Origin of the sequence: Paraburkholderia sp. PGU19 (assembly GCF_013426915.1) — a bacterium.
Taxonomy (GTDB): domain Bacteria; phylum Pseudomonadota; class Gammaproteobacteria; order Burkholderiales; family Burkholderiaceae; genus Paraburkholderia.
In genome coordinates this window covers 88,923-101,608 of record NZ_AP023182.1, presented here as the reverse complement: position 1 = coordinate 101,608, position 12,686 = coordinate 88,923, and the positions used below count along the sequence as shown (strand labels likewise).

Sequence of the window (12,686 nt, the reverse complement as noted above, 5' to 3'; positions counted from 1 at the left end):
AGAATTCACATGATGGAAGCACTTCTTCAGGCGGTAATCAGTGGCCTGGCCATTGGTGGTGCGTACGCTCTGGTCGCGCTAGGGTTCAGCATTACGTTCACCACGACCAAAACGCTCAATTTCTCGCACGGCGAGTTTGTCTCGTCCGGGGCTTTCATTGGCATGAGCGCGATGCTGCTGTTACTCGGGAAACCCATCACGTCGACGACGTTCGGAGGCGCAATCCCGAGTGTAACGGCACAACTGCTCGCACTGGTCGCAGCATTGGTCGTGATGGGCGCGTTGGGATGGTTGCTCTACGTGCTTGGCGTGCGGCCTTTCTCGAAGACGCCTAGGATGGCTTGGGTTATGAGCACGCTCGGTTTTGGCGTCGTTCTCGACAGCATCGGCCTTGCCATCTGGGGGCCGAAACCCGTCGTTGTGCCTTCGCCTATTGGTGATTCGGTCATACAGATATTCGGTATCGGCATGCGTCCCCAGGAGATGTTGCTCCTCGGTGTGGCTATCGTCGTGATGATTGTGTTCGACATCGTTATGAGAAAGACGATGGTCGGAAAAATGATGCGAGCAGTGGCAGCCAACGGAAGCGTCGCCAGCTTGATGGGCATCAACACCAACGCCGTAATGATAGGGGCGTTTGTCGTGAGTTCGGCGCTTGCCGGGCTCTCCGGTTTCCTGATTGCTCCCATCACCCAGGCATCACTCTTCATGGGGCTGGCGATTGGTCTGAAGGGCTTCTCCGGCGCCATGATTGGTGGCCTGAACAACCCTCGTGGTTGCGTAATTGGCGGATTTGCGCTCGGCGTCTTCGAATCGACCGTGAACCTGTGGCAAGCACAGTGGCGTGAGATTGCGGTTTTTGCCGTGGTCATTCTTGTATTGGCGTTCAGGCCCACGGGTCTCTTCGGCAGCCGACTGGTGGAGAAGGTATGAGAAAGAACTGCCATATCCTGGGCGTCTGCGCACTCGTTCTTGTTTTGGGCGGGGGCGCGCTTCTCGTGCGAAACGATTATTACCTGCACATTGCGTTTATGATGTGCGTCTACTACCTGTGCGCCGCGGGGATGAACGTCCTCGTCGGATTCGCAGGGCAGAAGTCTCTGGGGCAGGCGGGCCTGTTCGGAGCTGGCGCCTATGCAGTTGCGCTGTTGACATCTCAGACTGGCATCAATCCCTGGTTAGCCATGGTCGCGGCAACTGCCATCGCGGGTGTGTGTGGCGTTGTCGTGGCCATTCCGTCGCTCCGTGTGAAGGGCCCATACCTGGCGATGGTTACGCTCGCCTTCGGCATAGTAGTCGAACGACTGGTGAGTGACTGGACTGACGTCTTCGGTGGGGCACAGGGCATCTATGGGATTCGCAGCCCAGAGATTGGTGGCCAGCCGATGTCTCTGGCTCAGTGGGTGTGTGTTGCGGTTGTCTTCTGCGCGATTACGCATCTTCTGTTGCGTAACCTCCTGAACGGAAAGTTCGGTCGCGCGTTTCTGTCGTTGCAGGCCGATGAAATCGCTTCGTCGTCCGTGGGTGTGCGGGTCTACCGGGGGAAGGTTATCGCGTTCGTTATCGCGGCGGTGACCTGCGGCCTCGCAGGCGCCATGGTCGCCCAGCAGAACCAGTACATCAACTCGGACTTTGTGTCGTTCCAGCTTTCCATCTTCATTTTGCTGCTGGTTCTCTTCGGCGGTGCCGGAACAAAGCTGGGGCCGGTCGTGGGAGCCGTGGTATTGACGTTGCTGGATGCGCTGCTTGCTCGTTGGCCGTCCGTTCAACATACCCTCTACGGTCTGCTCCTGCTCTTCGCACTGTATGTCATGCCCGGAGGTGTCGTTGGTACTGCCTCGAGGTTCTTCGGGCGAGGCACACGAGATGCCGATACCGCACAAGTTCGCCCGGGTGGCCAGGTCACGACGCTTCTCAGAAATGGCCGTTCTAACGGCGATGACCTTCTCACGGTTACGAAGGTATCGAAGGCCTACGGTGGTGTGAAGCCGGCGAACGAAGTCTCGTTTTCGCTCAGGAGAGGTCACATCCATGCGCTCATTGGGCCTAACGGCGCGGGCAAGAGCACGATGATTAATATGGTCACGGGCGTAGTGAGGCCCGACGCTGGCTCCATTCGCTTCAACGGGGAGGAGATTGGCGGCAGCGCGGTTCACACGATTTGTTGTCTTGGAATGGGGCGAACGTTTCAGAATCTGCGCCTCTTTGCGGAGCTATCTGTGCTCGACAACGTGATGCTGGGCCGGCACAGCCGCATGAAGAATGGCATCTTCGCCTCACTGTTCGCTACGCCAGGTGCGCGGCGCGAAGAGGAAATCACGAGGCAACGGGCGCTCGAACTCCTGGAACTGGTTGAACTGGGTCATCTTGCAAACCGCCCTGCCGGAAGTTTGCCCTACGGGCTTCAACGACGCGCCGAACTCGCGCGCGCACTTGCCACAGAGCCTCAACTGTTGTTGCTCGATGAACCGGCGGCTGGACTGAATCCGCAAGAGACTGCCGAGCTCGGTCAGCTCCTCCTTCGTATCGGTAAATATGGCGTGAGCATTCTGATGGTCGAGCACCACATGGACCTCGTCATGTCCATTTCGGACCACGTCATCGTGCTCGACTACGGGCTCAAGATTGCTGAAGGCAAACCGGCTGATGTACAGGCCAATCCGCGAGTTGTTGAAGCCTATCTGGGCGTTGACGAAGCTGAAGCGGCGTAACGGGAGGCGAAATGCTGAAAATCGATTCGGTGAAGGTTTCCTATGGCGCTATCCAGGCTGTTAAAGGTGTCAGCCTCGAAGTGCGTGAAGGCGAGGTTGTGACCATCATCGGCGCAAATGGGGCGGGGAAGAGCAGCCTCCTCAAGAGCATCGCCGGTTTGCAAAGTGTCGCATCGGGGCGTATCACGGTCGGCGGTCGCGATTGCACTCAACTGGCTCCGCATTTGCGACTCGGACTCGGCATTGCGTTGTCTCCGGAAGGGCGGGGAGTGTTTCCCGACCAGACGGTAAGAGAGAACCTTCTGCTGGGCGCCTATTCGCGCAAGCAGTCAGTCGCTGCGACGGAAGCGTCAATGGAGCGGGAGTTCGACCGCTTCCCACGGTTGCGCGAGCGACAAAACCAGCTCTCTGGGACGCTGTCCGGGGGAGAGCAGCAGATGCTCGCAATCTCGCGAGCGCTGATGAGCCAGCCGCGGCTGCTGCTTCTCGATGAGCCGTCACTTGGACTCGCTCCGCTTGTTATTCGGGACATTTTTGATGCTATCCGAAGCCTGCGTGAAGAAGGATTGACGATACTTCTCGTCGAGCAGATGGCGAAGCAAGCACTCGGTGTGGCCGACCGTGCGTATGTGCTCGAGGTCGGAAATATCACGCTTGAGGGTACTGGGCGTGATTTGCTCAATGACCCAAAGGTCAAAGCCGCTTATCTGGGAGCACACTGAGCACGAGTGTTTGTAGACGGGAAAGAGCACGATTCCACATTTTTTGGAGTTTTGATGAGTACGTTAAGGATGGGTCTGATTTCGAAGAAGGCCGATTGGTCGCTTGAAGACTTCCGGCAGCATTGGCTCAATCACCACGGACCGCTCGTGAAGAACGCTCCGGGGCTTTCCCAGTATCGACAGAATCACGTGGTCGATAAGGTGCAGCGCGGCATCGATTTCGAACGTGAACCCTGGGAATTCGACGGGTTCTCTCAGCTCTGGATTTCCGACCGAGACAAGCCGTTTGGCGGCGGTGAACTGCCTCAAAGAATTCTTGCAGACGAGAACCACTTTCTCGGTCGACTGCACATCGTGACCGTCAAGCAAACGACGGTGGTCGACGTTCCGGGCGACGACGTCCGAGGCAAGGTCAAGAAAAGGATGTCGCTGATTCGCCGCCGTCCCCAGTTGACTGAGGAGGACTTTCTGAACGAATGGAAGGTACACGCGGACTGGGTCCGGACGATGCCCGGGGTGTTGGGCTATCGGCAGAACGCGGTGATACAACGGGAAGTTCACAAAGGGCAACCATGCTCCTACGACGAACTGCCCATCGACGGAATCGTCGAGTTCTGGTTTGAGAGTACCGACTCCTTGCAATCGGCGTTTGCGTCGGAAGCGGGCATTAAAACGATGGCGCACGCGAAGACATTTCTTTCCGGCATCACGGCATTCCTCGTTGAAGAGCACAGAATTATCTAACGCATTTCGTGCTCCGTGTTTCGGAATCTCCTCCTCCGTCCCGCTGAGTGCCACAAGACTTGGATTGCTCTCTGCATAGCGACCGGTGGGGGCCGGCTTGTCCCGTCGCGGATCGCGGGTGATGACATCGGCTGGACTCGTGAGCCTTCTGAGCCCATGCACTCAATTGCGTCGGCGATATTTTTGGGCGCCCCAATAGTCTTGCTGATGCAACTGCATCGCCATCAGCAGGGCTTCTTTGGCGTGCACATGTTGTGGTGCGGCCGGCCCGTGGAATGCTTTTCGACTTCTTGGACATGTACAAATCAAATCAGCCGAGCGGGGGCCGAATTACTCAACGGACCTCGACGTACCCAGCCATTGGCCAATATACGTGAGGACGGCCTGCTTGACCTCGCTCTCGGCGTCTTTGGCTGCGCGGGTCCTGAGCATCTTGTGGATGAGGGCTTCGCTCCCGGAACGCAGGACTTCTTTCGCATGCTTCGCTTTGCCAATCTGGGTCGCGATCGACCCGGCGCCCATGCAGCTGGTCAGGCCCTTGTCCACTTGAACTTTGTGAATTGCGCTCGCGGTGCCTATCGCAACGATGCCTGTGCCCTCGGTGTCCTCGGTCTCGTCGGTATCGATCTCGCCGGGGAGCTTTTCCGTGCTCCGCCCGACAGGGGCCTTGGTTTTCTCACTCAATTGAGTCGAGATCTTCTTGCCGACCTTGCCGTCTTTGCCGGTGTCTTCCTGGCCGAAATAAATCACGCAGTTGCTGGATTTCGTCACCGAGAGAAAACCGGTGCACCCCTTGCACGGTGTGAGCGTCGAGAAGATGACGCTGTTTTCGGGCACCTTGGTCGCCGTGGGATTGTTGCGGAAGTAGGACAGCAGCATGCTGACCTCGGCGTGGCGGAACGACCCGGTGTTGATGCCCGCGGCGAGGATCTGCCCCTGGTCGCTGACGAGCAAGGCGCCCACGTAGTTCTTCAAACCTTCGTAGCCCTCGGCCGAGCTGATGTCCACCAGCGAGTAGGTGGCCAGCATGTAGTACCGAAGCGCGCGGGCCAGGCCCTTCTTGCGGCTGCCGGGCGGGAGGTCGAGGCCTTTGCTAAGGCCTGCCGCCGCTGCGTAAAGGCCGCCGTCCGGGAGGGGGGCTTTCAGCGCGAGTGCCGCAATCTGGCGGGGCCACTTCTTGACGGTTTGGAAGGCCGTTGTCACGCGGACCGCTCCGTCACCCTCGTTGGGCTTCAGTTGGTCCATCAACTTCACCTTCATCTTTGGATAGTTCCTGATCCAAAGCGCATCCGCGCGGTTGGTGTAGACCGTTGCGTTGTTGGACTTCGCCTTGCCCAATATTGCGTTGACCACTGCGGGCCGCGCCAGGTTGTTCGACTTATAGTACTTGAACTCGGTGCCATCAATGTAGCCCGCCACATTGTCGCCGCCCGTCGGGCTCATGATGGTGGGGTCCTGGCACAACTCGTAGAGCGTTTCCCACAGGTCCTCGTTTCCGGTGTAGGTGACCTGCGTGTGCCCCGGGTTGCTGCATGCCACGCCTGGTGGCCGCTTGGTTCCGACGAAAAAGGTGCCAATCTTGAAAGTTCTCGGTTTGTCGAGCGGAACCTTCGGGCCCTTGATCCGCATGTTGCAAGTGCTGCACTTGAACATATAAAACTGTGGCATGGAGAACCCTCCTGTGAGGCTTGATGCCTGCTTGCAAGAAGTCAGCGTCAGCCAACGAGCGACAAAGCACGCAGCGCCACTGCGTGCACCGAGGTGGACAACAGATCGAGGCACCAGCGCAAGAACGCTGCTGTGATCGACACGCCCGCCTGCGCCGTGCGCGCAAGAATGCGAAAGATAGCGCCGATCAGCGTCGTCACCTGAGTGTTGATGGTCTCACATGTGGCGGCAGCGCGGCTGAGCAGACAGGCGATCTGGTCGATGACGGTCGCACCCATGGCCAGAGCGGTGCCGATGGCGCCCACCAGCACATCCTTGGCCGGGCATAGCCAGGCGATCGGCATTGGCATGCGCCACATGCGCTTGGCCGCTGGTCGCCGACCATCGTCGGCGTGCCCCGAATTGGGCGCTACCAGCTGTTCGGCAACCTCTTCCCGCGCATCGTCATGACGTCGATCACGCCGTTCGGCCAGGACGGGACCCTACGCCGCCATGGCGGGAAGCGAGCTGATCGTCTCGGCGCTCGGCGGCGTGCTTACGCTTTGCGGCGATCCGGATCGGGCGCCGGTGAAGGAAGCGCTGCATGCAAACACCTTCCCGCCCTTAGTGCCGCGGCGCGTGCGCAGGTAGTGGGTCACCGGCCCCGGCGGCGTGGGCCGCGCCACCGAATGGCGGCTATCAGGCACCGAATCACACGAACTCAAGGACCGCATTGGGTCGAAATTCGCCCGTCGCCCGTCGCCCGTCGCCCGTCGCCCGTCGCCCGTCGCGGCCGCGACGGTGCGTGTCCATATCCTGCGTGTTGCGCAACGCCAATCTCAAAGCGCCCCGGGTGAGTGAAATCCAGCGTGGAGCGGGGCGCGCCATGCCGCCCGACCGTTGCAGGGCGTAGTACATTAGCGCGATCACCGTCGCCCCGGATTTTTCGCATGCCACCGATTACCAACCTCGATGATGAAGGCTGAACCGGGCTGTTATGCCATCTTGTTGTCGCTCAACTTGTCGCGCGCGGGAGGACGGGCGAATGGCTGCGAGCGGATCATCTCGTCGAGTCGGAACGGATCTGGTTGTCCGCCAATCGTGCTTCGGTTAACTGGTTGGAAAGCGTACGGCTGTGTCGGATCTCCGTGGAGCTGGCAATTTCGATATGGACGATCGAACCGCTCTTCTTCTTGAGCCTCGGCAACGTGATTTCACCGTGGGTTCCGATCGGAACCGCAGTTAAGTGTTCCCGCAGTGCGAGGCGAGGGGCATTCGTGAAAGGTCAGGAGAATCCGCGCGGACGCGCGTAGTACACAAATCGGGATCAGCTAGACTTATCAAATGCCGTATCAAATATAATTCGGACATCTACGTATATTGACATCACGGCAGAAAACATGATGGCACCCGCTATCAGAGGTGGACGACACCGGGACGGAAAGTAAGAGCGAGTCAGCTTTGATCGGCCGCACATCCATCGCCCCGGCACATGTGCAAACGACTATAGTGTTGTTGAACGTAGATAGGCTAGGAAATAACACCTCATCCGGATGATTTGACGAACCCGGAAATGCCTAACACAAGGTGTGCTGAATCTGGTGCCGGTTAGGTGCGGGCACCTCGAAAGGATCATCATGACACTTCGAAAGCGACCTGCAATCCATGCAGCACTGATATTCGGGTGTGGGTGTCTCGTTCCGGTTATTGCATTCGCGCATACTGGCCAAGGCGACGTATCCGGTGGCTTGATCGCGGGATTCAAACATCCAATCTCCGGCCTGGATCACGTCGTCGCAATGGTGGCGGTCGGACTATGGGGCGCCCAGTTGGGGAGGCCGGCCATTTGGGTGCTGCCGGTCACGTTCCCGATCGTCATGGCCTTCGGCGCTGTTATCGGTGGCCTGGGCGTTCCCATTCCGGGGATCGAGGTCGGCATTGCGTTATCGGCACTGGCGCTCGGTGCAGCGGTGGCACTTGCGTTGACGCCGCCGCTCTGGATTGCGGGTCTGCTGGTTGCCGCCTTTGCCATCTGCCATGGACACGCACACGGGGCGGAACTGCCCGGGTCCGCGAACGCGATGACCTATGCGATCGGTTTCGTCGCGGCTACCGGCTCACTTCACGCACTCGGTATCCTGATCGGCACAGTCAATCGCTGGAAGGCGGGCGGCTACGCACTGCGGGCAGGCGGAGCCGTTATCTCCGGCTGCGGTGTCTATTTCCTCACGTATGCGATTCGGGGAGCGTGACGCATGCGCGCATTGCACCGGGTGGTCCGGCAAGCCGCTGCCGGTCTGAGTGGGCTGACGTGGCTTGCATCAGCCGAAGCACACGCGGTGTACCAGGGCGTGGGCGACTTCTACGCGGGGATGCTGCATCCGTTGACGTCGCCGGAACATGTATTGCCCATGCTGGTGCTCGGCGCGCTGGCTGGGCAGAACGGCCTGAAACGTTGTGAATTCGTGCTTTGGGCATTTCCGGCCGCCATGGCGGCCGGCGGGTGCATCGCCCTTATGGTTCCTGGTCTGCGCGGTGTGCTTCTGCTCAACGTTGTCTCAACCGTATTGCTGGGTGCCCTCCTGGCGGCTGCCTTTACGTTGCCGTCATGGCTGATTCTGATTCTTTCGGTCGGGGTCGGCCTGCCCGACGGATACGCAAACGGATCAGCCATCATCGGTCAAATCCGCCCAGCCGTTTTCATAGCAGGCATGGTGGTCGCGAGCTTCATCCTGATTGCCTATACGGTGGCGGCGACCTCGTTCCTGCTGCGGCTGCGGCCCACCTGGATCGCCATTGCCGTGCGCGTCGCGGGCAGCTGGGCCGCCGCAATCGGGCTTCTCGTCCTCAGTCTCACTCAACGTGCGTTGCTTCTCTCCTAGGTCGTCTACATGACCTTCAATTGCGTCTAAAGTGCAAGCACCGTCAGCCCGGTTGTTCGCTCATAAATCCACAGGGTTGCGAAAACTGTGATCGCTGCCGACCCGCCGTACAGCGTAGCCAGGCGAAACCAGCCACTTGACCGATAGATGTAAAGAATGGGCAAGAGCAGCAGGACCAGGGAGATCTGCCCCAGTTCGACACCGATATTGAAGCCGGCAAGGGCTGTGGCAAGAAGGGATGTCGGGAGCGCCATATCGGTGAGCACGCTTGCGAAACCGAAACCGTGGATCAAGCCAAAAGTAAACGCGACCAGCCAGCGGCGCCTGCGGACCACGGGAAAAATATTGTTGAGTGCGGAAAGCAGAATCGTCACAGCGATAGCGACTTCCACCCACCGAGACGGCAACGCCACAACGTGCAGCGTGGCAAGAGACAATGTGATCGCGTGCGCCAGGGTGAACGCAGTGACGAGTTTCAATACATCGATCGACACCGCCCTGGGGGAGTCGGCCGGAAACCACTTTTTTCCGTGCAGCACGCAAGCTGCCGGCAACATCAGAGACAGAAGAAACAAGGCGTGATCGAAGCCGCGCCAGATGTGCCACATGCCCTCCCCAACAAAATCGATGAAGGCGCGCCCGACGCCCTTCCCGCGTATGTCGAGGATCTCGGTCGGGTGACCGAGCCCAAGAATGGCCGTCGCCGTTGCACCGTTGCTCACGACGTGTACGAGTCCCTTGTGCAGCGTGTCGACGTCGGCAAACAGACGGTAGTCAATGCCAAGTCGGGTCGGTCGGGTTGGACACGCCACGTCGAATTCGAGTACCGCGTACGCGCCGTCGGTGTGGTGGTCGATCAGCAGGTTGCCCGGATGAATCGCGCACGCTCGCCCGTCACCCGTCAGCTTGATACGCGTGAAGGCATACGACTTGATGTCCGCTTCGCGGATGCGGACCTCGCCCCACGTCAGCACGCCGTCCCCATTCGCATCGAGAATAAGCGGATTGTCCAGGTCGCGAAGAGCAATATCCCATCGGCCCACAATCGTTTTGTCGCTGACGGTAAGGGTCAGGTAGCTGTCGCTCGGCTTGTGCGCCTGCACCGCGACAGCCCAGCACAACATGAAGAGTGCCAGCCCCCCGGGCGCTCGGCGTTTCATGCAGACGGGCCCCCGTGTGTCGCACGTATCGCAAGCCCGGCCCCAACGACATGGCTTGCCAGTTGCGCCTCCAGTCTCGTCAAGACGGGATGGCGCAATCGCGCGGTCTTCAGCCACATCATCGCCGGTGCTGCGCGTGCAGGTTGGCGGGCGGCGATCGCCGCCTCCATCAGGATCCGGCAATCCGCGACCTCTTTTTGCACCTGCCAGTCAGCCTCGGCTAGACTGAGCGCCTTCTCCGGGTCGTTGAGGAGTTTGAGGTTGAAAATGGCTTCCTCGCGCAGATGCACGCGATCACCCCGCTCGGCGGACGCCGCGAACCGGCTCTGCAAATCTTCGATGTGCGGCGCCAGATCGGCGTCCAGCCCCGCCTGTTTCTCGGCCAGCGCGAGGCGAAGGAGCAGGTTATCGTTGCGGATGTCGGCCGCGAGCAGGGCGAGGACTTCCCTGGGCCGGTTCTGGTCGAGCAGGAAGTCAGCCCAGGCTGCTTTCAGGTAGGCGTCGCGCGGATTGGCAGCCATCGCGTTACGGAAGAATTGTTCGGCCGCTTCCTGCTTGTTCATCCAGACGGCCGTTTCGGCTTGACTGATCATAAGCCAGGAGTAGAGCAAATCGGTCGGTGGTACCTGTCCGGCAAAGCGCTGCAAAAGGAGATAAGCCTGCTCGGGTCTGCCGCTCACCGCTGCCACATTGGCGAGGCATATCCCCGCGATGACGGCATTCGTCAAGATGAGCCGACCGCAACTCTGCCTGGCCTCGAGGTAGCGACCCTGAACCTGCAGGATGCTCGCACGCATCAGCCACGCGTCCGCGTTTTCGGGCTCGGCGCGAATTGCGTGGTCGAGATCGTCGAGCGCGCTCGCGAATAGATGGTTGCTTTGCCGAACATTCGCACGGAGCACCAATGCGCGTGGCGGCGGGTTGGGCTGCCGAAGCCACGGTTCGAGTGCGGCTTCGGCCTGGCCCAGGTCGCGCGGGTCCTGATCGCGTCGAAAACGTTCAAGGTGACGCTTTGCGAGGGCGGCCGCCAGGTCGAAGTTGTGGCCGTCGACGGCCAGAGCTGCGTGCATGCTCGCAATGGCCGAATTAAGCGCATCGTGCGCACGGGGCGGGAGCGTTTCCAGCACCTGTGAGTCCTGTTGAGGTCGCACGGGGACGGCGTACGCCAGGGCGCCCGCCCATGCAGCAACGAGACATGACACTCCGCAGAGAAGGCATCGCATGCGGGTATCCCTTCTGGCGACCTGGGTCTGGTTCGAACGACAGGCCCGCCGTACCTTGAGGGCGCCCGCCCCAATTCGCCTTATGCCGGCCACCATGACGATGCCACTCATACTCACTGCGGCTGCCCGGCCATCAATTGGTTGCACCGGGGATCGGTGTGGTCAGGTAAGGAAAAGAACCGTCGAATACACCGTCGCCAATTGCTGCGCCGTCTGTCAGGGGCGCTGCTCCGGCTGGCGCATCAGACGGCGAACAGCCGAAGATTCCCGGGTTATTGAATGTGCATAGCACGCCTATCACCACCCTGAGCGATGCCGTGACGACGTCGTCGCCTGGCCGCCGTCCGTTTGGAAAGCCCGCGTTGTCGCCAGCCAGGACGCCCAGATTGTTCTGACTCCCTTTGGGTGTCGGCGGAATAGACGTATTCAGACGCAACATCTCTGACGGAGTGACCATTCTTAACTGGTTGAGTCCCCGAAAGCCCGTCAGGAACGTGAACACCAGATCGAGGCGCGGGAAATTGGTTGGCGCTTTGGCCGCGGGAAAAAGGCTCTCGATCAGCGCTGGCAGCGTGGGATTCGTCACATAGTCGGCGAACTGCCCGTCGTTCGCCGGCCTTGAGTTGTTGAATTTGTCCTTGTCCTTCAGTCCGATCACGAGTTCGTTGACCAGTGGCATTCCGAGCCGGGAAACCTGTACCCAGCCGCCCGCCGATTTTTCTGGGGTGCTGCTAGCGCTATCTGGATTTAGCGCATGCAGTCTCTCCACGCGAATGCTTGATGTCGTCCATCCCCCGATGACCGGGGAGCCACTCTGGCCAACCAGACATTGGGTCGGCACCTCGAGCGCGATAGAGGTGATGTTCTTGTCGGCCAGATCGTTCGGGTTCCCGTTTCTGGGTCCCAGAGGATTGAGGTTCAGCAGATCGAACGTCTTGCCGAGTGCCACCGCGAACGACTCCTTTCGCTGACCCACAAAAACGCGACCCGGAGCACTGCACCCCGGAATGTTGATCGTGTACACATATTGCCGTGAGTAGCTGGCATAGTCACTTGCGCTGCCAAAGGTCTTGGTCCCTATAAAGTCGGTCGGTTTCGTGAACGTTGTGATACCGCCCGGGCCTGTGACCGCCTCTCCAGAATGGTCGTCGTTACCGCGTAATACTTTAAGCGTGTACGTTTCGTTAACGTTCAGATTCGCCGAATCGCCTGCTGATACGGGGCCCGCCTGAACGAGAGGGATCGCAACCTGCTTTCCGCCGACGTTCAGGGCGACATTGCTCACCGTGTTCTTGAACCGGAATTGAAACGTCATATGCGCTCTGCCGTCGCCGACGTTATCGATGTGAATTTCATACAGCGCATCGGGGTCGAGTGTGAAGTAATTCGGGCCTCCGTAGGCATCTTCCAAAGGCGAATAGTTGGCGATCAGCGTCACATAGCCACGTCGATTCGGCTCATAGCTGTTGAACATGTAGAAGTCGGTGCCATCCACCTTTGGCATTGTCGCGATCAGCGGCGCCTCACGATGGCTCGATGCATAAGCACAGCCTACGGCGGCACAGAAAAGCAGTGTTGTAGTCAGTACCTGCATTGA

Annotated in this window: 11 protein-coding genes; 6 read left to right on the top strand and 5 right to left on the bottom strand. The window is 59.6% G+C overall.

Going from position 1 to position 12,686, the window contains the following annotated elements; translation table 11 throughout:
• Positions 1-9 precede the first annotated feature (9 nt).
• From H1204_RS40895 to H1204_RS40880, 4 genes are all read left to right on the top strand, one after another.
• Complete coding sequence (locus tag H1204_RS40895) at positions 10-933, top strand: branched-chain amino acid ABC transporter permease (RefSeq protein ID WP_180735811.1); 924 nt, start codon at positions 10-12, stop codon at positions 931-933.
• Positions 930-2,711, top strand: a complete 1,782-nt coding sequence (locus H1204_RS40890; protein WP_180735810.1) for a branched-chain amino acid ABC transporter ATP-binding protein/permease — start codon at positions 930-932, stop codon at positions 2,709-2,711. The genes H1204_RS40895 and H1204_RS40890 overlap by 4 nt, the downstream gene beginning before the upstream one ends.
• Before the next feature lie 11 nt (positions 2,712-2,722).
• Positions 2,723-3,433 carry an ABC transporter ATP-binding protein gene (locus tag H1204_RS40885; RefSeq protein WP_180735809.1) on the top strand — a complete coding sequence of 237 codons (711 nt, stop codon included), beginning with the start codon at positions 2,723-2,725 and terminating at the stop codon, positions 3,431-3,433.
• A gap of 69 nt (positions 3,434-3,502) precedes the next feature.
• Positions 3,503-4,177 carry an EthD domain-containing protein gene (locus tag H1204_RS40880; RefSeq protein WP_243469070.1) on the top strand — a complete coding sequence of 225 codons (675 nt, stop codon included), beginning with the start codon at positions 3,503-3,505 and terminating at the stop codon, positions 4,175-4,177.
• 330 nt (positions 4,178-4,507) lie between these two features.
• Here the strand turns inward: H1204_RS40880 and H1204_RS40875 are convergent, their stop codons facing one another.
• Together H1204_RS40875 and H1204_RS40870 are read right to left on the bottom strand one after the other, a co-directional pair.
• Entirely contained in the window at positions 4,508-5,806 is a 1,299-nt protein-coding gene (locus H1204_RS40875; protein WP_180735808.1) for a hypothetical protein, read from the bottom strand.
• Positions 5,807-5,892: 86 nt separating this feature from the next.
• Positions 5,893-6,189, bottom strand: a complete 297-nt coding sequence (locus tag H1204_RS40870; protein WP_180735807.1) for a hypothetical protein — start codon at positions 6,187-6,189, stop codon at positions 5,893-5,895.
• Between the two features lie 1,272 nt (positions 6,190-7,461).
• Here H1204_RS40870 and H1204_RS40865 point away from each other — a divergent pair.
• Together H1204_RS40865 and H1204_RS40860 are read left to right on the top strand one after the other, a co-directional pair.
• Positions 7,462-8,076: a HupE/UreJ family protein gene (locus H1204_RS40865; RefSeq protein WP_180735806.1), complete on the top strand. Its 615-nt coding sequence runs from the start codon at positions 7,462-7,464 to the stop codon at positions 8,074-8,076.
• A 3-nt stretch (positions 8,077-8,079) separates the two neighbouring features.
• On the top strand, positions 8,080-8,706 hold the full coding sequence (locus H1204_RS40860; protein ID WP_180735805.1) for a HupE/UreJ family protein: 627 nt from the start codon (positions 8,080-8,082) through the stop codon (positions 8,704-8,706).
• Positions 8,707-8,732: 26 nt separating this feature from the next.
• Here H1204_RS40860 and H1204_RS40855 read toward each other — a convergent pair whose 3' ends face one another.
• The 3 genes from H1204_RS40855 to H1204_RS40845 form a co-directional block, all read right to left on the bottom strand.
• A complete protein-coding gene (locus tag H1204_RS40855; RefSeq protein WP_180735804.1) occupies positions 8,733-9,866 on the bottom strand; it encodes a HupE/UreJ family protein in 1,134 nt (377 codons plus the stop codon).
• Positions 9,863-10,993 carry a tetratricopeptide repeat protein gene (locus H1204_RS40850; RefSeq protein ID WP_180735803.1) on the bottom strand — a complete coding sequence of 377 codons (1,131 nt, stop codon included), beginning with the start codon at positions 10,991-10,993 and terminating at the stop codon, positions 9,863-9,865. The genes H1204_RS40855 and H1204_RS40850 overlap by 4 nt, the downstream gene beginning before the upstream one ends.
• A gap of 229 nt (positions 10,994-11,222) precedes the next feature.
• Positions 11,223-12,683 (bottom strand): DUF4331 domain-containing protein, encoded by a 1,461-nt coding sequence (locus H1204_RS40845; RefSeq protein WP_180736270.1) that lies wholly within the window; start codon positions 12,681-12,683, stop codon positions 11,223-11,225.
• Positions 12,684-12,686 lie beyond the last annotated feature (3 nt).

Excerpts from the sequence above, each read along its gene's own strand:
- H1204_RS40895 (WP_180735811.1), top strand. The coding sequence starts at position 10 with ATGATGGAAGCACTTCTTCAGGCGGTAATCAGTGGCCTGGCCATTGGT.
- H1204_RS40890 (WP_180735810.1), top strand. The coding sequence starts at position 930 with ATGAGAAAGAACTGCCATATCCTGGGCGTCTGCGCACTCGTTCTTGTT.
- H1204_RS40885 (WP_180735809.1), top strand. The coding sequence starts at position 2,723 with ATGCTGAAAATCGATTCGGTGAAGGTTTCCTATGGCGCTATCCAGGCT.
- H1204_RS40880 (WP_243469070.1), top strand. The coding sequence starts at position 3,503 with ATGGGTCTGATTTCGAAGAAGGCCGATTGGTCGCTTGAAGACTTCCGG.
- H1204_RS40875 (WP_180735808.1), bottom strand. The coding sequence starts at position 5,806 with ATGCGGATCAAGGGCCCGAAGGTTCCGCTCGACAAACCGAGAACTTTC.
- H1204_RS40870 (WP_180735807.1), bottom strand. The coding sequence starts at position 6,189 with ATGCCGATCGCCTGGCTATGCCCGGCCAAGGATGTGCTGGTGGGCGCC.
- H1204_RS40865 (WP_180735806.1), top strand. The coding sequence starts at position 7,462 with ATGACACTTCGAAAGCGACCTGCAATCCATGCAGCACTGATATTCGGG.
- H1204_RS40860 (WP_180735805.1), top strand. The coding sequence starts at position 8,080 with ATGCGCGCATTGCACCGGGTGGTCCGGCAAGCCGCTGCCGGTCTGAGT.
- H1204_RS40855 (WP_180735804.1), bottom strand. The coding sequence starts at position 9,866 with ATGAAACGCCGAGCGCCCGGGGGGCTGGCACTCTTCATGTTGTGCTGG.
- H1204_RS40845 (WP_180736270.1), bottom strand. The coding sequence starts at position 12,683 with ATGCAGGTACTGACTACAACACTGCTTTTCTGTGCCGCCGTAGGCTGT.